This window comes from Streptomyces sp. enrichment culture (assembly GCF_964273255.1).
Classification (GTDB): domain Bacteria; phylum Actinomycetota; class Actinomycetes; order Streptomycetales; family Streptomycetaceae; genus Streptomyces.
The window spans coordinates 4,240,650-4,262,904 of record NZ_OZ186835.1; the positions used below are offsets into that span (position 1 = coordinate 4,240,650).

Annotated in this window: 18 protein-coding genes and 1 tRNA gene; 4 read left to right on the top strand and 15 right to left on the bottom strand. The window is 72.6% G+C overall.

Going from position 1 to position 22,255, the window contains the following annotated elements; genetic code table 11:
• Window positions 1-5: 5 nt before the first annotated feature.
• Together ACSU53_RS18430 and ACSU53_RS18435 are read right to left on the bottom strand one after the other, a co-directional pair.
• Complete coding sequence (locus ACSU53_RS18430) at window positions 6-680, bottom strand: TetR/AcrR family transcriptional regulator (protein WP_361290367.1); 675 nt, start codon at window positions 678-680, stop codon at window positions 6-8.
• The gene (locus tag ACSU53_RS18435; protein ID WP_437029124.1) at window positions 677-1,690 is read right to left on the bottom strand and encodes an acyl-CoA desaturase; all 1,014 of its coding nucleotides are present in this window, start codon (window positions 1,688-1,690) and stop codon (window positions 677-679) included. Before ACSU53_RS18435 ends, ACSU53_RS18430 begins: the two co-directional genes overlap by 4 nt.
• Window positions 1,691-1,978: 288 nt before the next feature.
• Here ACSU53_RS18435 and ppc point away from each other — a divergent pair, with 288 nt between their 5' ends.
• Window positions 1,979-4,708, top strand: a complete 2,730-nt coding sequence (gene ppc, locus ACSU53_RS18440; protein ID WP_437029126.1) for a phosphoenolpyruvate carboxylase — start codon at window positions 1,979-1,981, stop codon at window positions 4,706-4,708.
• Window positions 4,709-4,822: 114 nt separating this feature from the next.
• On the opposite strand, the gene ACSU53_RS18445 is transcribed toward ppc, so the two are convergent.
• The 7 genes from ACSU53_RS18445 to ACSU53_RS18475 all read right to left on the bottom strand — a co-directional run bounded on the left by ACSU53_RS18445 (window position 4,823) and on the right by ACSU53_RS18475 (window position 10,521).
• A complete protein-coding gene (locus tag ACSU53_RS18445) occupies window positions 4,823-5,308 on the bottom strand; it encodes a hypothetical protein (protein WP_437029128.1) in 486 nt (161 codons plus the stop codon).
• 77 nt (window positions 5,309-5,385) lie between these two features.
• A complete protein-coding gene (gene pth / locus ACSU53_RS18450) occupies window positions 5,386-5,982 on the bottom strand; it encodes an aminoacyl-tRNA hydrolase (RefSeq protein WP_164334607.1) in 597 nt (198 codons plus the stop codon).
• A gap of 105 nt (window positions 5,983-6,087) precedes the next feature.
• Window positions 6,088-6,672, bottom strand: coding sequence for a 50S ribosomal protein L25/general stress protein Ctc (locus ACSU53_RS18455; RefSeq protein WP_437029130.1), 585 nt, complete (start codon window positions 6,670-6,672; stop codon window positions 6,088-6,090).
• 220 nt (window positions 6,673-6,892) lie between these two features.
• Window positions 6,893-7,873, bottom strand: coding sequence for a ribose-phosphate diphosphokinase (locus ACSU53_RS18460; RefSeq protein ID WP_362100849.1), 981 nt, complete (start codon window positions 7,871-7,873; stop codon window positions 6,893-6,895).
• A gap of 133 nt (window positions 7,874-8,006) precedes the next feature.
• The gene (gene glmU / locus ACSU53_RS18465; protein WP_437029132.1) at window positions 8,007-9,455 is read right to left on the bottom strand and encodes a bifunctional UDP-N-acetylglucosamine diphosphorylase/glucosamine-1-phosphate N-acetyltransferase GlmU; all 1,449 of its coding nucleotides are present in this window, start codon (window positions 9,453-9,455) and stop codon (window positions 8,007-8,009) included.
• 112 nt (window positions 9,456-9,567) lie between these two features.
• Window positions 9,568-9,640, bottom strand: a tRNA-Gln gene (locus ACSU53_RS18470).
• A gap of 8 nt (window positions 9,641-9,648) precedes the next feature.
• Window positions 9,649-10,521, bottom strand: coding sequence for a hypothetical protein (locus ACSU53_RS18475; protein ID WP_437029134.1), 873 nt, complete (start codon window positions 10,519-10,521; stop codon window positions 9,649-9,651).
• 167 nt (window positions 10,522-10,688) lie between these two features.
• Here ACSU53_RS18475 and ACSU53_RS18480 point away from each other — a divergent pair, with 167 nt between their 5' ends.
• Window positions 10,689-11,999 carry a sensor histidine kinase gene (locus ACSU53_RS18480; RefSeq protein WP_437029136.1) on the top strand — a complete coding sequence of 437 codons (1,311 nt, stop codon included), beginning with the start codon at window positions 10,689-10,691 and terminating at the stop codon, window positions 11,997-11,999.
• Between the two features lie 234 nt (window positions 12,000-12,233).
• Here the strand turns inward: ACSU53_RS18480 and ACSU53_RS18485 are convergent, their stop codons facing one another.
• Complete coding sequence (locus ACSU53_RS18485) at window positions 12,234-12,767, bottom strand: SUKH-3 domain-containing protein (protein WP_437029137.1); 534 nt, start codon at window positions 12,765-12,767, stop codon at window positions 12,234-12,236.
• A 105-nt stretch (window positions 12,768-12,872) separates the two neighbouring features.
• Window positions 12,873-13,403, bottom strand: a complete 531-nt coding sequence (locus ACSU53_RS18490; protein WP_437029139.1) for a YwqJ-related putative deaminase — start codon at window positions 13,401-13,403, stop codon at window positions 12,873-12,875.
• Window positions 13,404-13,755: 352 nt separating this feature from the next.
• Here ACSU53_RS18490 and ACSU53_RS18495 point away from each other — a divergent pair, with 352 nt between their 5' ends.
• Window positions 13,756-14,751, top strand: coding sequence for an SMI1/KNR4 family protein (locus ACSU53_RS18495; RefSeq protein ID WP_437029141.1), 996 nt, complete (start codon window positions 13,756-13,758; stop codon window positions 14,749-14,751).
• A 2-nt stretch (window positions 14,752-14,753) separates the two neighbouring features.
• Window positions 14,754-17,468, top strand: coding sequence for an SUKH-4 family immunity protein (locus ACSU53_RS18500; RefSeq protein WP_437029143.1), 2,715 nt, complete (start codon window positions 14,754-14,756; stop codon window positions 17,466-17,468).
• 81 nt (window positions 17,469-17,549) lie between these two features.
• Here ACSU53_RS18500 and ACSU53_RS18505 read toward each other — a convergent pair whose 3' ends face one another.
• The 4 genes from ACSU53_RS18505 to ACSU53_RS18520 all read right to left on the bottom strand — a co-directional run bounded on the left by ACSU53_RS18505 (window position 17,550) and on the right by ACSU53_RS18520 (window position 22,075).
• Window positions 17,550-19,163 carry a cation acetate symporter gene (locus ACSU53_RS18505; protein WP_437029145.1) on the bottom strand — a complete coding sequence of 538 codons (1,614 nt, stop codon included), beginning with the start codon at window positions 19,161-19,163 and terminating at the stop codon, window positions 17,550-17,552.
• Window positions 19,160-19,675, bottom strand: coding sequence for a DUF485 domain-containing protein (locus ACSU53_RS18510; protein WP_437029147.1), 516 nt, complete (start codon window positions 19,673-19,675; stop codon window positions 19,160-19,162). The genes ACSU53_RS18505 and ACSU53_RS18510 overlap by 4 nt, the downstream gene beginning before the upstream one ends.
• 387 nt (window positions 19,676-20,062) lie before the next feature.
• The gene (locus tag ACSU53_RS18515) at window positions 20,063-20,560 is read right to left on the bottom strand and encodes a GNAT family N-acetyltransferase (RefSeq protein WP_437029148.1); all 498 of its coding nucleotides are present in this window, start codon (window positions 20,558-20,560) and stop codon (window positions 20,063-20,065) included.
• 21 nt (window positions 20,561-20,581) lie between these two features.
• Window positions 20,582-22,075 (bottom strand): MDR family MFS transporter, encoded by a 1,494-nt coding sequence (locus ACSU53_RS18520; protein WP_437033270.1) that lies wholly within the window; start codon window positions 22,073-22,075, stop codon window positions 20,582-20,584.
• Window positions 22,076-22,255: the final 180 nt, after the last annotated feature.

A 22,255-nucleotide genomic window follows, 5' to 3' on the forward strand; every position in this document is an offset into this window, starting at 1 on the left:
TTGATTCAGCTCTTCCTGTGACCTATCAGCCGCGGCTTCGGCTCCAGGCCGTCCAGCCCGTGCCACGCCAGGTTCACCAGGTGCGCGGCCACCTCGGCCTTCTTCGGCCGGCGCACGTCCAGCCACCACTGGCCCGTCAGCGCCACCATCCCCACCAGCGCCTGCGCGTACAGCGGCGCCAGCTTCGGATCGAAACCGCGGCTCTTGAACTCGCGGCCCAGGATGTCCTCCACCTGGGTGGCGATGTCCGAGATCAGGGAGGCGAACGACCCGGTCGACTGCGGGATGGGGGAGTCCCGCACCAGGATGCGGAACCCGTCCGTGTACTCCTCGATGTAGTCCAGGAGGGCGAACGCCGCCTGCTCGCACAGCTCCCGCGGATGCCCCGCGGTCAGCGAACTGGTCACCATGTCCAGCAGGCGCCGCATCTCGCGGTCCACGACCACCGCGTACAGGCCCTCCTTGCCGCCGAAGTGCTCGTACACCACCGGCTTGGAGACCCCGGCCTTCGCCGCGATCTCCTCCACCGACGTGCCTTCGAACCCCTTCGCCGCGAACAGCGTCCGGCCGATCTCCAGCAGCTGCTGGCGGCGCTCGGCACCGGTCATCCGGGTGCGGCGCGTCCGCCGCGGCTTGTCATTGCTGGGAGTGCTCGAGTCGGTCGCCACAGCGACCATCATGCCGCCTCGGCCGGCTCCTTCCCGCGCCGGGAGCCGCCTTCCGCACCGGTGCGGCGGGAATCGATACGCGAGCGTGACGGCCACCGCACGTCGTACGCCCAGCCCGCCTGCTCGAAGAAGCGGATCAGCCGGGCCGAGGAGTCCAGCTGGCCCCGCTCCACACCGTGCCGCGCGGACGTCGGGTCCGCGTGGTGCAGGTTGTGCCAGGACTCACCGCACGACAGCACCGCCAGCCACCACACGTTGCCCGAGCGGTCCCGCGACTTGAACGGCCGCTTGCCGACCGCGTGGCAGATCGAGTTGATCGACCACGTCACGTGGTGCAGCAACGCCACCCGGACGAGGGACCCCCAGAAGAAGCCGGTGAACGCCCCCCACCACGACATCGTCACCAGGCCGCCGATCAGCGCCGGCAGCGCCAGCGACACCGCCGTCCACAGGATGAACTGCCGGGAGATCGCCCGCAGCGCCGGGTCCTTGATCAGATCGGGCGCGTACTTCTCCTGCGGCGTCTGCTCCTCGTCGAACATCCAGCCGATGTGCGCCCACCACAGGCCCTTCAGCAGGGCCGGCACCGTCTCGCCGTACTTCCACGGCGAATGCGGGTCGCCCTCGCCGTCGGAGAACTTGTGGTGCTTGCGGTGGTCGGCCACCCACCGCACCAGCGGCCCCTCCACCGCCATCGAACCCGCGATCGCCAGCGCGATCTTCAGCGGGCGCTTCGCCTTGAACGAGCCGTGCGTGAAGTGCCGGTGGAAACCGATGGTGATGCCGTGGCACCCGAGGAAGTAGAAGAACACCAGCAGACCGAGGTCCAGCCAGCTCACCCCCCAGCCCCAGGCCAGCGGCACCGCCGCCAGCAGCGCCAGGAACGGAACGGTGATGAAGAGCAGCAGCGTGATCTGCTCGATCGAACGCTTGCGCTCACCGCCCAGTGTGGCGGAGGGCGCGGCATCGGCCGTGCGGGGTTTCTTCGAGGCTTCTTCGATCACATCGGAGCGTGAGGTCATACCTGTCCCCTGGGGGGTGTGTGGATGGAGGGTGGCGCCCGGTGACCGGCACCGCGTACTTCCTACGGTCCCGTAACCTACGCCGACGTAAGTATGGCAGTGTGCCGCCCCGCGGCAAGAGCCCGTGGCCCAGCGCGTCCGACCCGACACCTATCCTGGAGACCGGTCGGACAGCGCGGTCCGCTCTGAACTTGTTCCCGGATGCCCGCCCCCCTAAGCGGCAGCCCCGCACGGGACGACGTCCGGGCCCTTCCAGCTGAGCTTCACACACTGCAAGGAGCCGCACCTGTGAGCAGTGCCGACGACCAGGCCACGACGAGCAGCGAGCTGCGTGCCGACATCCGCCGACTGGGTGACCTCCTCGGGGAGACCCTCGTCCGGCAGGAGGGCCCCGAACTCCTCGACCTCGTCGAGAAGGTCCGCCGCCTCACCCGCGAGGACGGCGAGGCCGCCGCCGCACTCCTGCGCGGCACCGAGCTGGAAACGGCCGCCAAGCTGGTCCGTGCCTTCTCCACCTACTTCCACCTCGCCAACGTCACCGAGCAGGTGCACCGCGGCCGCGAACTGCGCGCCCGCCGCGCCGCCGAGGGCGGCCTGCTGGCCCGCACCGCCGACCGCCTCAAGGACGCCGACCCCGAACACCTGCGCGCCACGGTGCGGCACCTCAACATCCGGCCCGTGTTCACCGCCCACCCCACCGAGGCCGCCCGCCGCTCCGTCCTCAACAAGCTGCGCCGCATCGCCGCCCTCCTCGACACCCCCGTCATCGCCTCCGACCGGCGCCGCCTCGACACCCGGCTCGCCGAGAACATCGACCTCGTCTGGCAGACCGACGAACTGCGCGTCGTACGCCCCGAGCCCGCCGACGAGGCCCGCAACGCCATCTACTACCTCGACGAACTCCACGCCGGAGCCGTCGGCGAGGTCCTGGAGGACCTCACCGCCGAACTCGAACGCGCCGGCGTCGTCCTGCCCGACGACACCCGCCCCCTGACCTTCGGCACCTGGATCGGCGGCGACCGCGACGGCAACCCCAACGTCACCCCCGAGGTGACCTGGGACGTCCTCATCCTCCAGCATGAACACGGCATCAACGACGCCCTGGAGATGATCGACGAACTGCGCGGCTTCCTGTCCAACTCCATCCGCTACACCGGAGCCACCGAGGAACTCCTCACCTCCCTGCGCGCCGACCTCGACCACCTCCCCGAGATCAGCCCCCGCTACAAGCGCCTCAACGCCGAGGAGCCCTACCGGCTCAAGGCCACCTGCATCCGCCAGAAGCTGGAGAACACCAAGCTCCGCCTCGCCAAGGGCACCCCCCACGCCCCCGGCCGCGACTACCTCGGCACCGAGGGCCTCCTCGCCGACCTGCGGATCATCCAGGCGTCCCTGCGCGAACACCGCGGCGGACTCTTCGCCGACGGCCGCCTCGCCCGCACCATCCGCACCCTCGCCGCCTTCGGCCTCCACCTCGCCACCATGGACGTCCGCGAACACGCCGACGCCCACCACCACGCCCTCGGCCAGCTGTTCGACCGGCTCGGCGAGGAGTCCTGGCGCTACGCCGACATGCCCCGCGACTACCGCACCAAGCTCCTCGCCAAGGAACTGCGCTCCCGCCGGCCGCTCGCCCCCACCCCGGCCCCCGTCGACGCCGCCGGCGAGAAGACCCTCGGCGTCTTCCAGACCGTCAAGCGCGCCCTGGAGGTCTTCGGCCCCGAGGTCATCGAGTCCTACATCATCTCCATGTGCCAGGGCGCCGACGACGTCTTCGCCGCCACCGTCCTCGCCCGCGAGGCCGGACTGATCGACCTCCACGCCGGCTGGGCGAAGATCGGCATCGTCCCCCTGCTGGAGACCACCGACGAACTCAGGGCCGCCGACACCATCCTGGAGGACATGCTCGCCGACCCCTCCTACCGGCGCCTCGTCGCCCTGCGCGACGACGTCCAGGAGGTCATGCTCGGCTACTCCGACTCCTCCAAGTTCGGCGGCATCACCACCAGCCAGTGGGAGATCCACCGCGCCCAGCGCCGCCTGCGCGACGTCGCCCACCGCTACGGCGTCCGCCTGCGCCTCTTCCACGGCCGCGGCGGCACCGTCGGCCGCGGCGGCGGCCCCACCCACGACGCCATCCTCGCCCAGCCCTGGGGCACCCTCGAGGGCGAGATCAAGGTCACCGAACAGGGCGAGGTCATCTCCGACAAGTACCTCATCCCCGCCCTCGCCCGGGAGAACCTCGAACTCTCCGTCGCCGCCACCCTCCAGGCGTCCGCCCTGCACACCGCGCCCCGCCAGTCCGACGAGGCCCTCGCCCGCTGGGACGCCGCCATGGACGTCGTCTCCGACGCCGCCCACACCGCCTACCGCAAGCTGGTCGAGGACCCCGGCCTGCCGGCGTACTTCCTCGCCTCCACCCCCGTCGACCAGCTCGCCGACCTGCACCTCGGCTCCCGGCCCTCCCGCCGCCCCGGCTCCGGCGTCTCCCTCGACGGACTGCGCGCCATCCCCTGGGTGTTCGGCTGGACCCAGTCCCGGCAGATCGTCCCCGGCTGGTTCGGCGTCGGCTCCGGCCTCAAGGCCCTGCGCGAAGCCGGCCTCGACACCGTGCTCGACGAGATGCACCAGCAGTGGCACTTCTTCCGCAACTTCATCTCCAACGTCGAGATGACCCTCGCCAAGACCGACCTGCGGATCGCCCGCCACTACGTCGACACCCTCGTCCCCGACGAGCTGAAGCACATCTTCGACACCATCCGCGCCGAGCACGAACTGACCGTCACCGAAGTGCTGCGCGTCACCGGCGAGCAGGAACTGCTGGACGCCGACCCCGTCCTGAAGCAGACCTTCGCCATCCGCGACGCCTACCTCGACCCGATCTCCTACCTCCAGGTCGCCCTCCTCAAGCGGCACCGCGAAGCGGCCGAAGCCGGCCAGGAGGTCGACCCGCTGCTCTCCCGCGCCCTGCTGCTCACCGTCAACGGCGTCGCCGCCGGCCTGCGCAACACCGGCTGACCGGACGGCCCCGGCCCGGAACACACCGGTGCCCCCGCCCCGCGCGCCGTACGCGAGGGACGGGGGCACCGGTGTGTGCACGCCGTCAGCGGGCCGGGCCACGTGGCCGAGGGATCACACCGCCAGGAACGCCGCCGTCAGCAGCCCCGCGCCCGACAGCCCCATCACCCACGCGAGCCGCGGGCGCAGCAGACCGCCCGCCACCACCACCGACGCCAGCAGCAGCCCACCCGCGAACGGCACCCACGCGTACAGCACCCCCGCCGGACCCGAACGCACCGCCCGGTCACCGCCCGGCTTCAGCACCACCGTGTAGGTGCGCCCCACCTCCACGGCCACCGAGTCCTCCAGGACCACCTCCGCACGCGGCTGCGACCCCGGCGACAGCGGCGCGTACGGACCCGCGCAGGAGCCGTCGCCGCACTCCGTCACCTCGACCGTGCCGTGCTCGCGCCCCTTCGTCAGCATCACGTGCTGCGCCGTGCCCCACGACGCCCACACACCCGCGATCAGGATCAGCGCCGTGACCGTGCCCATCGCGGCGAACCGGCACAGCCGCAGCACGGAGGAACCCCGTCCGGACACGACCGCAGAACGCATGGCCGAGATCCTTGGCCATCGTTGTACGAGGCGTCAACTCAGGTGGGGGACAACACGGCACAAGGCAGCACAGCACCTCACGAGTTGTACGAACTCTGCGCCCGCTCCAGACCGTCGATCACCAGACACTCCACCGCGTCCGCCGCACGGTCCACGAAGTAGTCCAGCTCCTTGCGCTCCGCCGAGGAGAAGTCCCGCAGCACGAAATCCGCCACCGGCATCCGCCCCGGCGGCCGCCCGATCCCGAACCGCACCCGGTGGTACTCCCGCCCGAACGCCTTCGTCATTGACTTCAGCCCGTTGTGGCCGTTGTCCCCGCCACCCAGCTTCAGCCGCAGCACCCCGTAGTCGATGTCCAGCTCGTCGTGCACCGCCACCACCCGCTCCGGCGGCACCTTGTAGAACTCCCGCAGGGCGTTGACCGGGCCCCCCGACAGATTCATGTACGACATCGGCTTCACCAGCACCACCCGCCGGCTCCCCGGCCCCGGCGGCCCGATCCGGCCCTCCACCACCTGCGCCTGCGCCTTGCCGGCCCGCTTGAACCGGCCCCCCACCCGCCCGGCCAGCAGATCCGCCACCATGAACCCCACGTTGTGCCGGTTCATCGCGTACTCGGGGCCCGGATTGCCCAGCCCCACGACCAGCCAGGGGGCCGCCGCATCGGTCGTCACGTCCCAGTCTCCTCACTCCGGGTCCCACGGTCCCCGCCCACCGCACACGACGGCCGCTGCCCCGCACGGGAGCAGCGGCCGAACGTGGAACGGATACCGGGACGATCAGACCTCGGCGTCCTCGTCCTCGTCACCCGGGAGCTCCTCGGCCTGCGGCGCCAGCACCTGCAGGACCGTGGCGTCCTCCTCGGTGACCAGCACGGAGCCCTTCGGCAGGACCAGGTCCTTGGCGAGGATCGCCGCACCGGCGTCCAGGCCCTGCACCGACACCGGCAGGGTGTCGGGGATGTTCGTCGCCTCGATCTCCACCGAGACCGACGACAGGACGTGCTCCAGCAGGTTGCCGCCCGGGGCCAGCTCGCCCTCGGCGACCACGGGGATCTCGACGGTGACGCGCTCGCCGCGCTTCACCATCAGCAGGTCCACGTGCTCCAGGAAGCCCTTCAGCGGGTCACGCTGCACGGCCTTCGGAATCGCCAGCTGGCTGCCCTTGCCGTCCACGACCAGCTCGATCAGGACGTTCGGCGTACGCAGCGCCAGCAGCAGCTCGTGGCCGGGCAGGGACACGTGCAGCGGCTCCAGGCCGTGCTCGTACACCACGCCGGGAACCTTGTCCTGACGGCGGATGCGGCGCGCGGCGCCCTTGCCGAACTCGTTGCGGGTCTCGGCGTGCAGAACGACGTCTGCCATGCTCATCACTCCTCGGAGTCAGAAAACGGACGTGGTCACCCGGCCACGAACGGCCTGCTACGAAGAGCGCGTCGATAACGGACCGCCGAGCCGTCTCCTCACGAAGCGGCACGGCCTCCCTCGCCGAGCAACTGCCGCAGTCTACTCGGAGGGGGAGGCCGTACTCAAAACGATCACCGGGGCCCGCCCGGAACCCCGGACGGACCCCGCTGCAGAACCCTTACTGCTCGTCGAACAGGCTCGTCACCGAACCGTCCCGGAACACCTCACGCACCGCACTCGCGATCGTCGGCGCGATCGACAGCACCGTCAGCTTGTCCAGGTCCTTGCCCAGCTCCACCGGCGTCGGCAACGTGTCCGTGAACACGAACTCGCTCACCCGCGAGTTCTTCAGCCGGTCCGCCGCCGGACCCGACAGCACACCGTGCGTCGCCGTCACGATGACGTCCTCCGCACCGTGCGCGAACAACGCGTCCGCCGCCGCACAGATCGTGCCACCCGTGTCGATCATGTCGTCCACCAGCACACACACCCGGCCGCGCACCTCACCGACCACCTCGTGCACCGTGACCTGATTCGCCACGTCCTTGTCCCGCCGCTTGTGCACGATCGCCAGCGGCGCACCCAGCCGGTCGCACCACCGGTCCGCCACCCGCACCCGGCCCGCGTCCGGCGACACCACCGTCAGCTTCTCCCGGTCCACCTTCGCGCCCACGTAGTCCGCCAGCAGCGGCAACGCGAACAGGTGATCCACCGGACCGTCGAAGAAACCCTGGATCTGATCCGTGTGCAGATCCACCGTCAGCACCCGCGTCGCCCCCGCCGTCTTCATCAGATCGGCGATCAGACGCGCCGAGATCGGCTCACGCCCCCGGTGCTTCTTGTCCTGCCGCGCATAACCGTAGAACGGCACGATCACCGTGATCGACCGGGCCGACGCACGCTTCAACGCGTCGATCATGATCAACTGCTCCATGATCCACTTGTTGATCGGCGCCGTGTGGCTCTGGATCAGGAAGCAGTCGGCACCCCGCGCCGACTCCTGATACCGCACATAGATCTCGCCATTCGCGAAATCGAAGGCCTTCGTCGGGACGACCCCGACACCCAACTCCTGGGCGACCTCCTCGGCAAGCTCGGGGTGGGCGCGGCCGGAGAAGAACATCAACTTCTTCTCGCCGGTCGTCTTGATCCCGGTCACAGCACTTTCTCCTCAGAGGTGTCGCAGCTCGGTCACCACCGGCCGCCGGCCCCCGCGAACGAGGCCATCACAGCAGGTGGGGTGCGGATGTGCAGTTATCACGGTACGCCTGTTTCCGGCCCCGCCCATCCGGTCAGCCCTCCCCGGACGCCTCCCGGGCAGCAGCCTCCGCCGCCTTCGCGGCAGCACTCCCCGGACGCTTGCGCGCCACCCAACCCTCGATATTCCGCTGCTGACCACGGGCCACGGCCAGCGAACCGGGCGGCACATCCTTCGTGATCACCGAGCCCGCGGCCGTGTACGCGCCGTCCCCGACCGTGACAGGTGCCACAAACATGTTGTCCGAACCCGTCTTGCAGTGCGACCCCACCGTCGTGTGGTGCTTGTGCTCACCGTCATAATTCACGAACACACTCGCCGCACCGATGTTCGAGAACTCGCCGATCGTCGCATCCCCCACGTACGACAGATGCGGAACCTTCGTCCCCTCACCGATCGACGCGTTCTTCGTCTCCACATACGTGCCGATCTTGCCCCCACGGCCCAACCGCGTCCCCGGCCGCAGATACGCGAACGGCCCCACCGACGCCTCCGGACCCACCTCGGCATCCACCGACACGGTGTTGTCCACCCGGGCACCCGCACCCACCCGCGTATCCGTCAACCGCGTGTTCGGGCCCACCTCGCAGCCCTCCGCCAAATGCGTCGACCCGTGCAACTGCGTCCCCGGATGCACCACCACGTCCCGCTCGAACGTCACCGACACATCCACCCACGTCGACGCCGGATCCACCACCGTCACCCCCGACAGCATCGCCGCCGTCAGCAACCGGTCGTTCAGAATCCGCCGCGCCTCCGCCAACTGCACCCGGTTGTTGATCCCCGCGATCTCCCGGTGATCACCCGCCACCGACGCCCCCACCCGATGACCCGCCGACCGCAGAATCCCCAGGACATCCGTCAGGTACTCCTCACCCTGACTGTTGTCCGTCCGCACCTGCTTCAACGCCTGCGCCAGCAACGCACCGTCGAACGCGAACACACCCGAATTGATCTCACGGACCGCCCGCTGCTCCTCCGACGCGTCCTTGTGCTCCACGATCGCCGTCACCGCACCCGACGCCTCGTCCCGCACGATCCGGCCGTACCCGGTCGCGTCCGGCACCACGGCCGTCAGCACCGTCACCGCGTTCCCGTCCGCCGCGTGCGTCGCCGCCAGGCCGCGCAGCGTCTCGCCGGTCAGCAGCGGCGTGTCCCCGCACACCACGATCACCGTCCCGTCGACGGCACCGCCCAGCTCCTCCAGGCCCATCCGCACGGCGTGCCCGGTGCCGTTCTGCTCCGCCTGCACGGCGGTGCGCACACCCGGGGCGACCTCCGCGAGATGCGCGGTCACCTGCTCGCGGGCGTGCCCCACGACGACGACCAGGTTCTCCGGTTCCAGCTCGCCGGCGGCGGCGAGGACATGGCCCACCAGGGAACGGCCGCAGATGTCGTGCAGGACCTTCGGAGTGGCCGACTTCATGCGGGTGCCCTCACCCGCTGCGAGAACGACGACGGCTGCCGGGCGAATGGCGCTCACGGGATGCCCTTCGGCTGTGTGGGGTGGGGGTGGACCTCCGCAGGATAGCGGGGGGTTCGTGGGGGGAATGAGTGCGGGCCCCGACCTTGAGGTCAGGGCCCGAACCGAGCAGCTCCGCCAGCTGGATTCGAACCAGCACTACAGAGCTTCAAAGGCTCGCGGGCTACCAGTTACCCCATGGCGGATGGCTGCGTCAGACCTTACCCGAGGCGGGCCGCCTCGTGATCCCGGAGAGCATCCCGGCCCACCAGCCTTCGATGCGTCGGTACAGTTCCGCCCCTTGCGAGACGCGGATGACCAGGCAGCCGTGATAGGCCTCGCCCACATTCTTGCGCACGGTCTTCGGATTGTGCTTTTTGATCGTGGTCTTCTGGAAGCAGGCAGTCTCCACTCCCACGAGGTCGGCCCAGTACCGCTTGGCGCCTTCCACGTCGGCCGTCATGTGGATCATGACGCGATAGCGGATCCGCTCGGGTTCGACCCCCAAAAGGTGCAGCCAGGCGAGGTAGAGCCCGATCACTCCGGGGTCGCTGTTCACGAAGAGCACGTTCTCCCGCCGGTCGTACGGCTTGTCCTTCGCGCCTTCGGCCCAGTAGAGGGCGACGCCGGCGATGAAGAGATCCCGGTCCGACATGGCCTCGATCTCCAGCGCCGCGGCTTCCTTCGTCCGTCGACGCTGCTCGTCGCGGACCGCCAGTTCGTGCTCCCAGCGTTTCCGGGCGGCCAGTTTGGCCTGCTCGGTCGGATCGCGCCGCTCCGGCCTCGGCAGGTCGCGCACCCAGAGGGAGATCGAACTCTTCGAGCAGCCCAGCTCGACCTGGATGCGGTCGTACGTCCAGCCCTGGAGGCGGAGCTCGCGGGCCCGTGCGCGGAGGTCGTCCTTCGCGTTCGGGCGTTTGGTCCATTCCGGGGCGGGCTCGCCCTGGAGGAGGCGGTTGAGGATGTCGTTGTTGTCGACGTGGAGGCGGTCGCGGATCTGGCGCCGGCTGAGCCCCGACCTCCGCAGCGCCACCGCCTGTTCCCGTAGTCCTTCGAAGTCGGCGTATTTGCCGTGTGCGTGTGTCACATCCCCACCGTCCGGCCGGAATGATCCCTTCCGGGTTCGAACGGTGAGCGATTCAGCAGTTCGAGGGAATTCGGGTCGTACCGCATCCGAACGGTCACCCTGTGTGGTGTGGACCAGGAGCGGAAACTCCCCGGAAAAGCGGGGGCGGCCGCCCGTAGGCTGGAGGCATGACCACGACGGGGGAAGAGCACGTGACGGCCCGCGGTGGGCCCTGGTGGTGGGCGCGGCGGCGCAGTGCGGCGCTGGACGTGGGTCTCGCGGCGGTGTCCGCGCTGGAGTGCGGGCTGCAGGGCGTGCCGTTCGCGCGGGAGACCGGGATCCCGGTGGTCGTGGGGGTGCTGTTCGGGCTGCTGGCGGGGTCGGTGCTGCTGGTGCGCCGGAGGTGGCCGATCGCCGTGGTGCTGGTGGCGATCGCGGTGACCCCGGCGCAGATGGGGTACGTGCTGGCGGTGGTCGGTCTGTACACGCTGGCGGCGTCGGAGCTGCCGCGGCGGGTGATCGGGCTGCTGGCGGGGATGTCGGTGGTCGGGACGCTGATCGTGACGTTCGTGATGGTGCGGCAGGACATGGCGCACGGGGATGTGGGCGTGGGGGCCTGGTTCCTGCCGTTCGCGTCGATCACGACGGCGCTGGGGCTGACGGCGCCGCCGGTGCTGCTGGGTCTGTACGTGGGTGCGCGGCGGCGGCTGATGGAGAGTCTGCGGGAGCGGGCGGACAGTCTGGAGCGGGAGCTGCAGTTGCTGGCGGAGCGTGCGGAGGAGCGCGCGGAGTGGGCCAGGAACGAGGAGCGGACGCGGATCGCGCGGGAGATGCACGACGTGGTGGCGCACCGGGTGAGTCTGATGGTGGTGCACGCGGCGGCGTTGCAGGCGGTGGCGCGGAAGGATCCGGAGAAGGCGGTGAAGAACGCGGCGCTGGTGGGGGACATGGGGCGGCAGGCGCTGACGGAGTTGCGGGAGATGCTGGGCGTGCTGCGGTCCGGCCGGGTGGCGGAGCCGGAGTCGGTGCCGTTGGTGGCGGTGGGTGCGGCGGCGGCCGCGGCGGCGTCGCGTGCGGCTCAGGCGGGGGAGGACGCGGGCGAGGGGCAGGGGCCGTGGCTGTCGGAGATCGACGAGTTGGTGGCGCAGTCGGCTGCCGCGGGGATGGTGGTCGATCTGTCGGTGGTGGGGGAGAGCCGGTCGTACGAGCCCCGGGTGGAGTCGACGGCGTACCGGGTGGTGCAGGAGGCGTTGACGAACGTGCACAAGCACGCGGCGGGGGCGAAGACGTATGTGCGTCTGGCGCACCGGGTGTCGGAGATCGCGATGCAGGTGGAGAACGAGCCGCCGCCGGAGGCGGCGTCGTCGGCGCGGTTGCCGTCCGGGGGGAACGGTCTGGTGGGGATGAAGGAGCGGGTGTCGGCGTTGGGCGGGGTGTTCGTGTCGGGGCCGACGGACGCGGGGGGTTTCCGGGTGTCGGCGGTGATTCCGGCGTCGTAGTCGGCGGTGTTTGCGGCGTGGCGGCCGGTGGTGTTTCCGGTGCCGTGGGGGCGTGGGGGTCGCCGCCGGGGGCGTGAAGGCGGTGTCCCTGGCTCGGCAGTGCGGGATGCCCGCCGAGCGCGAACCGGCCCGGTCCCTGTCGGTCGCCCGCACGGGGGTGCCGCCCCGGGTTGGTCGGGTCGGCGGCGTCCGGTGCTGTGGCCCGGCGGCGGGGGTGCCGGGTGCCGGGCCGGGTCAGCCGGTGGTGAGGCGGGTGGGCTGGGTGCCGGTGAGGAGTGCGGTGAGGGCGTGGTCGATGCCGGGGCCGAGGTACCAGTCGCCGGTGTGGTCGAGGGTGTAGACGCGGCCTTCGGCGTCGATGGCGAGGAGTGCGTCGGTGTCGGTCTCGGCGCCGAGGGGGCTGAGCCGGGTGTCGAGGGCGCGGCCGAGGTCGCCGAGGGTGCGGGCGAGGTGGAGGCCGTGGAGCGGGTCGAGGTGGAGGGTGGCGGGGGCGACCTGCCGGCCGGGTGCGGCGGGGTGGACGGTGAGTCCGCCGAATTCGGCCCAGGCTTCGACGGCGGCGGGGAAGACGTGGTGGCGGTGCCCGGCGGGTGAGGTGTGGTCGCGCAGGGAGTCGGCCCAGATCTCGGCTTGCTTGATGTCCCAGCGTCCCGGCTGCCAGCCCGCGGTGCGCAGGGCGGCGTCGACGGGTTCGGGGAAGCGGGCGGCGGGTGCCCCCTGCTCGATCGAGGCCGAGGGGCGGGGGGCGGGGGCGCTGTCGGTGTGCATCTGCCGTTCGTTCGTCGGGGACGGGGGCGGGGCCGGTTCGGTGGGCCCGGTGGTGCGGGTGCCTCGCGCGGGGGGTGGTGGACGGTGCGCCGGCGGGCCGGCGGGTCAGTCGCGGGTGGTGCCGGGGTCGACTATGCGGACCCCGAAGTGGGCGCTGAGGGCGGTGCAGGCGCGGCAGGGGGCGGCGAAGGCGCCGTGGAGGGGGTCGCCGTCCTCGCGGATGCGGCGGGTGGTGAGTTTGGCGTGCTTGAGGGCTTTGCGGGCCTCGCCGTTGGTCATGGGCTTGCGCGCGGCGCGCTTGCTGCGGGCTGCGTCGGCGGCGGTGAGGTGGCGGGAGATGAGGAGGGTTTCCGCGCAGCGGCCGGTGAAGCGGTCGCGCTGGGTGCTGGTGAGGGTGTCGAGGAAGTCCTGGACGAGGGGGTGCAGCGCGGGGGGTGTGTCGGCGCGGGCGGGGGTGCCGGTGAGGGTGGCGCCGCGGACGGAGAGGGCGGCGGCGACGGTGGGCAGGATGCCGTCGCGTCGGTGGTGGAGGAGGGGTGCGGGGGTGGCGTGGGTGGCGCTCCAGTCGATGCGGGGGTCGCCGGTCCGGGGGTCGCCGGTGTGCCCGGTGTGCGGTCCCGTTTGCGCCATGTTCATGATCGTCTTCCCCTCCCGAGCATCCCCCCGGTGGTCACAGAGTGCCAAATGGCGTGGCTGATGCGGAAGCTGGGGCGGAACGACACGCCCGGGTTTGGGCGGGCTGTCACCGGAGGGTGACGGTTGGTCACGGAAGCGGAGGGGTCGGGGGCTGGGGCCGGTGACCGGTGTCGTCGTACCGCTTAGGCTGTCGGCACCGCGATTCCGGCGGTGCGCCGCACGTCCGCGTGGGGTGCGCGGGCGGGGCGCGGGACGGTAAGCAGTCGAAACAGACGTGAGAGTCGAATACGTTCCGTAGTGGTCCACACGTGGTCGGTGCGGGTCGTACAGAGTGCCGCAGGGGGCAACCGCCATGACGACAGGTCGGCTCGGGCAGCAAGCCGCGCCGCCGAACGCGGCCTATGCCGGGCAGGTCGTGCACTTCCCGGATCCGGTGCGGGCGGCCCGTCACCCGAGAGGGGTACGGGTGGACGAGCGCGGTTACCCCGACTTCTCGCCCTACGCGCGCGCGGCGGTGCGGATCGCGGAGCCGCCGGAGGGTTTCGGTGTCGACGAGCTGCGGCTGACGGACTACGTGTCGGCGAACGCCGCCCTGTCGGCGAGCGGCCACCCGCTGTGGGACACGGTCCCGGCGGTGGCGACGCCGCACGGCTGGACGTGGCACCACGTGGTGGACTCGCGCCGGCTGGAGCTGGTGCCGGTCGAGGTGAAGGCGCTGCTGCGGCACCACGGCGGGGTGGCGACGTCGCACGTGGACCAGGCCAAGCGGGGCACGCGTCCGCTGCAGGAGACGCGGCCGGCGCACTTCGGGCTGCCGAAGTCGGGTGTGGCGGTGTCGGAGGCGCAGGTGCTGGGGGTCGAGGAGGACCTGGGGTACCGGCTGCCGGGTGCGTACCGCTCGTTCCTGAAGGCGGCGGGCGGCTGCGCCCCGGTGGGCACGGCGCTGGACGCCGAGCTGGGGCTGCTGGTGGACCAGCCGTTCTTCACGGTGCGGGACGAGGCGGCGGTCAACGACCTCGTGTACGTCAACAAGTGTCTGCGTGATCACCTGACGAAGGACTATCTGTGCGTCGGTTTCGTGCAGGGCGGTCTGCTGGCGGTGAAGGTGCGCGGTGACCGCGTGGGGTCGGTGTGGTTCTGCGCGTACGACGACGTGCGGGACGTGGACCCGGCGCTGCCTCCGGCCGAGCGGGTGGAGCGGCTGCTGCTGCCGTGCGGGGACGACTTCGACGTGTTCCTGTCCCGGCTGGCGGGGTCGCCGCCGGAGCTGGAGACGGTGGCGAATCTGATGGTGGACGGCGGCTTCGCGGAGGTCGTCCCGGTTTCTTCCGCGGGGAGTGAGCTGTAGCGATGGTGACGTTCGCGCAGGCGCAGGAGCGCGCGGAGGAGTGGGTCAACGGCGATGTGCCGGCGTACCAGCACCGTGAGGTGCGGGTGCGGGAGTTCGACCTGGGGTTCGTGGTGTGGGCGGAGGACCGTGCGGACGGTCCGCGTTCGGACGGGGGCGCGCACCGGCTGGTGATCGCCCGGGACAGCGGTGAGGCCACGTTGTGGCCGGCGCTGCCGGTGGGCGAGGTGATCCGCCGGTTCGAGGAGGAGTACGGCCGTGCGGAGGAGCAGCCGGAGCCGCTGCCCGCGCCGGCCGCCCGGGTGGATCTGAACCAGACGTCGTTCCTGCTGAGTCCGCCGGAGTGGCTGCAGGAGGCGGCGGACCGGATGGGCATCCCGGACCGTCGCGGGGAGCCGGCGTCCGGGGCGGCTCCGGCCGCCGGGACCGGCGGCGGGGACACGGGAGCGCCGGGGACGCCGGGGACTGCAGGGCCGGGTGCCGAGGTGCCCGAGGTGCCCGCGCCGACCCGGGCGACGGAGGTGCCCGCCGCCGACGCCGCCCCCGCGTCCGGCCCTTCCCCCTCCCCTTCGGCCGGGCCCGCTCCGTCCTCCCCCGGGACCGCGGCGCCCGCGCCCGCCCCCGTCTCCGACGCCTCGGCCGGCGGCGCGACCGCCTGGCCGGCCGCCGGGGGCGAGGAGCCGCGGGACGCGGTGCCGGGCGGAGCCGCCGGGGCGACCCCGTGGGCCGGTACCGACATCACCGCGGACGCCGGTGAGGACCGATCCGTCCCGCTGCCCGACACCGTGTTCGCGCCGTCGCTGAGCGAGTCCGGCGAGGACACGCCGCCGGGCCCGTCGGCGACGGCGGACGCCCAGACGGCGTTGATGTCCGGCGGCAGCCAGCTGCCGCCCACCGCCCTCGCGCCGGCGGTGCCGGAACCGGGCGCCCAGGCGCCCGCGGGCACGGACGCGCAGCGGGGCGGCACGCCCCCGCCGCCGCCCACCCAGGCGGGCCCCCCGTACGACGGGTCGCAGGGCGGGGGAACGGCGGCCCCGCAGCGGCCGCTCGCGCCGAACGCCGGGGACATCGCCGACGCCGCGACCAGCAAGGCCACCCCGCCGCCGCGCCGGAGCACGGGGCCGACGACTCCGCCTCCGCCGGGCGCTCCGGGCACCCCGGGCGCGCGGCCCGGCAGCACCCCGCCGCCGCCTCCGCCGCCTCCGGGCGTACCGGGCGCGTCCTCCGGCTCGTCCGGTGGGCCGGGCGCCGGGGATTCCGGCGCGTACGTGCCGACGCAGCTGGGCTCGGCGCTGCGGCTCGACGGGTCCGGGGCTCCGGACGCCTCGCAGGGTTCGGCGGGCGGTGTCCGGCCGCCCGGCCCCCCGACCCCGCCGCCCCCGGGTCCGCCGAACGCGCCCGGTACGCCGCCGGGCGGGGTGCACCACGCGGCGACGATGCTCGCCGGCCCGGGACCGCAGCAGCCGGGCGGCGCCCCGCAGCCCCCGGGTGCGCCCGGAGCTCCCGGCGCGCCGGGTGGTACCGGGCCCGTGCACCATGCCGAGACGGTGCTGGCCGCACCCCCGGTCGCCGGCCCCGGTGCGCCTCCGCCTCCCCCGCCGCCGCCCGCGCCGGCTCCGGGCGTGCCCGGCACGCCGCCGCAGGGCGTGCCCGGGGCGCCGGGTGCGCTCCACGGGATGCCGCCGGGCGGTCCGGTGCCCGGGCAGCCGCCGGCCTACGGCTACCCGCCGCAGCCGACGGGGCTGCCGACCGTCGGTCCGGGCTACCAGGCGGTGCTGCGCTACCGGGCGCAGGACGGGTCCGAGCAGCAGCTGATCCGGCGTTCGGCGCCGGGCACGCCGCACCCGGAGTGGCAGATCTTCCACGAGCTGCGGGGCATGAACGTGCCCCCGGACCAGGTGCTGGAGCTGCACACCGAGCTGGAGTCGTGCGAGCTGCCGGGCGCGTACTGTGCGCGGATGATCCGCGAGCAGTGGCCGCAGGCGCGGATCACGAGCATCGCACCGTACGGCACGGACCACGCGAGCCGGCAGCAGGGCATGCAGCAACTGCTGGCGCACCAGGGCGAGTTGCACCAGGTGGCGGACGGCCCGGCGCGGCCGGCGCCGGTGCGGGCGCCGATTCCTGCGGTGCCGCCGGTGCCGCCGGTGCCGCCGGAAGCCGTCGCGCAGGAGCTGGCGGCGGCGTTCGGCCCGGGGGTCTTCCGGTTCGAGCAGGCGGCGGTGTCCCGTCAGGGGGTGCCGCCGGTGGTGGCGCACACCCTGGTGGTGGCCGGTCTGCCGCTGGACATGGGCCCGTTCTTCTGGGCCCAGGCGCAGCCGGGCCGTCCGGTGCCGACGCTGGCGGAGCTGGCGGCGGAGCGGGGCGTGCAGCCCGCGCCGGACGCCGGGTCGTACCTGGTCATGGGCAGCGACTTCGGCAAGGCGCTCTGCGTCCAGTACGGCACGGCGAACATCGTCGCGGTGCCGGTGGAGGCGGGCCCGGGCGGGACGTCCGTGCCGCCGCAGTTCGTGAACACCGGGCTGCTGGAGTTCGCGCGCTGCCTCGCGCTGCTGGGCCGGATGTGGCGGCTGCGGTTCGGGCTGAACCAGGAGCAGGCGGGCCGCTGGACGGTCGACTTCCAGGCGCAGCTGGCCGCGCTGGACCCGGCCGCGCTGGGGTCGCCGGAGAGCTGGTGGTCGGTGCTGCTGGAGCAGATGTGGGACGGGCTGCTGTGAGGCGGCGTCCCTGAGGTGTGACGGGCCGGGCCCGGTCGGAGTGGTCCGACCGGGCCCGGCCCCGTTTCCCCCGGCGGCGGTTCAGTTCTTGCGGCGGGCGGCGCCGGCGAGGATCCAGCCCTCGACCGCCTCGTACCGGCGGCGGTGTTCCTCGGAGCGGGCGCGGCCGGAGGCGAGGGTGCCGAGCCAGCCGCACGCGAAGCCGATGGGGACGGTGAGGATGCCGGGAGTGGTGAGCGGCAGCCAGGCGAAGTCGGCCTCGGGGAAGGCGGACACGGGGGATCCGGAGACGAGGTTGGTGCCCGGCATGAGCAGCAGGACGGCGAGGGTGCCGCCGATGAGGGTGGCGAGCAGGCCGGTGCGGGTGTAGCGGCGCCAGAAGAGGCTGTAGACGAGGGCGGGGGCGATGGCGGAGGCGCCGAGGCAGAACGCCAGGGTGATCAGGGGGTGGAGGCTGCGGTGCTGCACCTGCGTGGCGATGAGGATGGCCGGGGCGCCGACGGCGAGGGCGGAGAGGCGGGCCAGGGCCATCTCGCGACGGGGGGACATCTCCCGCACGCGGGAGGCGAAGACGTCGTGGGCGAGGGAGTTGGCGCAGGCGAGGATCATGCCGGCGACGGAGGCGAGCAGGGTGAGGAAGACGGCGGTGGTGACCGTGGTGAAGAGAAAGGTCTCGGCGGTGGACACCTCCGCGCCGAACGCGGCCTGGGAGCCGAGCAGGTAGGCGGTGTTGCCCTGCGGGTCGATCCCGGCGATCGTCTCCCGTCCGATCATGGCGGTGGCGCCGAAGCCGACCACGGTGAGGACGAGGACGAACAGGGCGACGGTGGAGACGGCCCAGGTCATGGAGCGGCGTACCTGCCGGGCGCTGGAGGCGGTGTACATGCGCATGGTGACGTGGGGGAGGCAGGCGCCGCCGAGGACGACCGTCAGGTGTGAGCTGATCATGTCCAGGCGGGGGTGGGCGCTGCCGGTGAACTGCAGGCCGGAGGAGAGGAAGGCGTCGCCCACGCCGCTGCGGTCGGCGGCGGCGGCGAACAGGGCTCCGGGGCTCCAGTCGAAGCGGTTGAGGATCAGCGCGGCGACGACGAGGCCGGAGCCGAGCAGGATCACCATCTTCAGGAACTGGATGAGGGCGGTGCCCTTCATACCGCCGATGGCCGCGTAGCTGATCATCAGGGCGCCCACGCCGATGATGCAGCCGGTCTGCAGCGACTCGCCGGAGAAGCCGAGGATGAACGCCAGCAGCTGTCCGGTGCCGGCGAGCTGGACCACCATCAGGGGCAGCAGCGCGGCGAGGGTGACCGCGCAGGCGGTGATGCGTATGCCGCGTCCGGGCATGCGCCGGGTCAGTGCGTCGCCCATGGTGAACCGGCCCGCGTTGCGCAGGGGTTCGGCCAGCAGGAACATCAGCAGCATCAGGGACAGGGCGGTGCTCAGGGCGAGGACCGTGCCGTCGTAGCCGAAGAGGGCGATGATGCCGCTGGTGCCCAGCACGGTCGCGGCGGAGATGTAGTCGCCGGCGATGGCCAGCCCGTTGCGCAGCGGGGAGAGGGAGCCGTAGCCGGTGTAGAACTCGTCGAGGTCGTCGCGGTCGGGGCCGGTCATCACGCACAGCAGCAGGGTGACGGTGGCGACGGCGGAGAAGCCGACGAGGGACATCGCCTGGGCGTTTCCGCTGAATCCGGTGTTCATCGCGTCTCCCCCCGGCGGGCGTCGAGTTCGGCGTGCTTGCGGATGAGGTCGGCGAGGGGGTCGACGCGCCGCCGGGCGGTGCGCTCGTACAGGACGATGGCCAGCCAGGTGACCGGGACCTGGACGAGGGCGAGCAGCAGTCCGGCCGGGAGGCCGTCGGTGACCGTGGACGCCATGAACGAGGGGGCGAACGCGGACAGGACGAGGAAGAGGACGAAGTAGCCGAGCGCGGTGAGGGTCGCCACCCGCCGCTGCCACCGGTAGGCGGTGCGCAGGATCCGCAGGTCGCTGTGGTGGCCGAGAGCCGTCCGTTCCCGGGCGCGCCGCGGCGGCTCCGGCGGGGCGGGCGACGGCTGCCACGGGTACGTGGCGTGGGAGGGGGAGGAGGGCGGCGGCGGGGACGGGGCGAACGGGTCGTGAGCGGGGCGGGCGGGGACGCCCTGGTGGGGGGAGGACTGCGGGGACCGCGGTGGGGGCGGGTCCCAGTGGGACGTGTACGGATCGAAGGACATCCCGTACTCCTTGCGGGCTCGGGTCCGTGCGGGGACGGCAGGGAGGTGGGGGGCGGGATCGAGCCACGCGCACGTTACCCCCGCGTACCGGGTCGCGCTGCGTTTTGGCCGAACTGTTCGGCCGGTGGGTCCGGACCGTGCTGACCAGGGGTGTTACCGGCGTTAACCCGGACTTTTCGGCGGGTGAGGGACCGGCGGCGGACGGTGCGGCTGCCGTGGGACGCGGCCGGAACCGGGGGTGTGGAACCGGCCGGCGGAGGCGCGAAACGCGCGTCGGGCGCACGGCGGACGGCGGACGGCGGAGCGGCGGAGCGGCGGGGCGGGGACCCGTAGGGGGCAGGGGCTTCAGGCGGTCGGGTCCCGGCCTACGGGGCGCACGCCGGGGCTTCAGGCGGTCAGGTCCCGGCGGATGTAGCGCACGCCGGGGCGGCCGGAGAGGACGGTGTCCCCGGCGCGGGTGAAGCCGTTGCGGGTCAGGACGCGCAGGGACGCCGGGTTGTCGAGGGTGGTGGCCGCGGTCAGCGTGGTCAGGCCGTAGGACCGGGCGGCGAGCCGGCAGGTCTCGGCCACCGCGGCCGTCGCCACGCCCCGGCCGGTGGCGTCCGCGCCCACCCGGTACCCGAGTTCGGCGGAGCCGTCCGCCACGTCGACGAGGTTGACGCGGGCCACGAGCGTGCCGTCCTCCAGCGCGACGTGGAAGTGGCAGACGCCCGCGTCCTGTTCGGCCAGCAGGGCCGCGTGCCGGGCGGCGAAACCGGCCGGCGTGAAGTACGCGTCGCCCCGGTCGGGCACCGTGCGGGCGAAGTGGGCGCGGTGGGCGCGCTCGAACGCCAGCACGGCGGGCGCGTGTTCCGCGCGGAGGCGTTCCAGCGTCAGGGTGGCCATGCCGGGCAGCCTACGCAGCGGTCACTCCTTCAGCACGGGGAATGTCCGCGGGGCGAGGAACAGCAGCACCAGGAACGCCAGGGCCGCCGCGCCTGCCGCACCCAGGTAGACCGCCTCGACGGCGTCGGCGACGGCCCGGCGGGTCGCCTCCGTGACGGCGCCTCCGCCGAGGGAGCCGGTCGCCGTGTCCAGGTGGCCCGAGCCGCCGAGCCGGGCGGCCAGGACCCCGTTGGCCACGGCGCCGAACAGGGCCGCGCCGACGGTCTGGCCGGTCTGGCGGCAGAACAGCACCGACGCCGTGGCCGTGCCGCGCTCCTCCCACCGCACCGACGCCTGGACGCCCACCACCAACGGGAGCTGGAACAGGCCGAGGGCCGCGCCGAGTACCGTCATCAGCAGCATCGGCTGCCAGGCGTGGCCCGGGTAGGGCAGGAGCGGGAACGCGGCGAGGGTGAGGGCGGCCACGCCGATGCCGAGCAGGGCGGTGTCGCGGAAGCCGATCCGGCGGTAGACGTGCTGGCTGAGGGCCGCCGACACGGGCCAGGTCAGGGTCCACACCGACAGCACGAACCCGGCGGCCACGGGGGCCAGTCCGAGGACGGTCTGGGCGTAGGTGGGAAGGAACACGGCCGGGGCGATCATCAGCAGGCCGAGGGCGCCGAGGGCGAGGTTGACGGCGGCGATGGTGCGGCGCCGCCACACCCAGCCGGGGATGATGGGCTCGGCCGCCCGGCGTTCCACGGCGGCCAGGACCGCCACCAGCGCGAGTCCCGTGCCGAAGAGGGCGAGCGAGGGAGGCGACAGCCAGTCCCAGGCCACCCCGCCCTGCACCAGGGCGGTCAGGAGCGCGCCGCCGCAGGTGAACACGGTGAGGGCGCCCGCCCAGTCGATGCGCGGCCGGGACGGCGCGGGCGGGCGCACCTCGTGCAGGTGACGGACGATCAGCCACAGGGCGAGGGCCCCGACGGGCAGGTTGACGAGGAAGATCCAGCGCCAGTCGGCGTAGGTGGCGAGGAGCCCGCCCAGGCCGGGCCCGGCGACGGACGAGACCGCCCACACGGTGGACAGCCGGGCCTGGATCCTGGGGCGCTGCTCCAGCGGGTAGAGGTCGGCGGCGAGGGTCTGCACGGTGGCCTGGAGGGCTCCGCCGCCCAGGCCCTGCGCGATGCGGAAGGCGACCAGGGCGCCCATGTTCCAGGCCAGCGCGCACAGCAGGGAGCCGGCCAGGAACACCACCGCGCCCGCGACGAGGACGGGCTTGCGGCCGAAGGTGTCGGACAGCCTGCCGTAGACAGGGAGGGTCACCGTGACGGCGAGCAGGTAGCCGGAGAACAGCCAGGAGAAGTAGGAGAAGCCGCCGAGGTCGCCCACGATCTGGGGGACGGCCGTGGAGACGATCGTCGAGTCGAGGGCCGACAGGGCCATGGCCAGCATCAGGGCGGCGACGACGGTTCCGCGCCGGCCGGTCGCGGCGGTGCGCGCGGTGCCGCCGGCCGCGGGACCGGTGCCGTGCACCGCGCGGTCCCCTCCTGCTGCTCCGTGGCCGTCCCGCATCGTCCGGTGGTGTCCTCTCCGGTCCCGTCCGGTTTCTGTGCCCCTTGCATCTACCTGTCGCGGGACAGCTTCGCATTGACCCTGACGCAGCGGGAGGGTGCAGTCTGGGCGGACCCGTGGGCGGACGCGACCCCGAGTCCG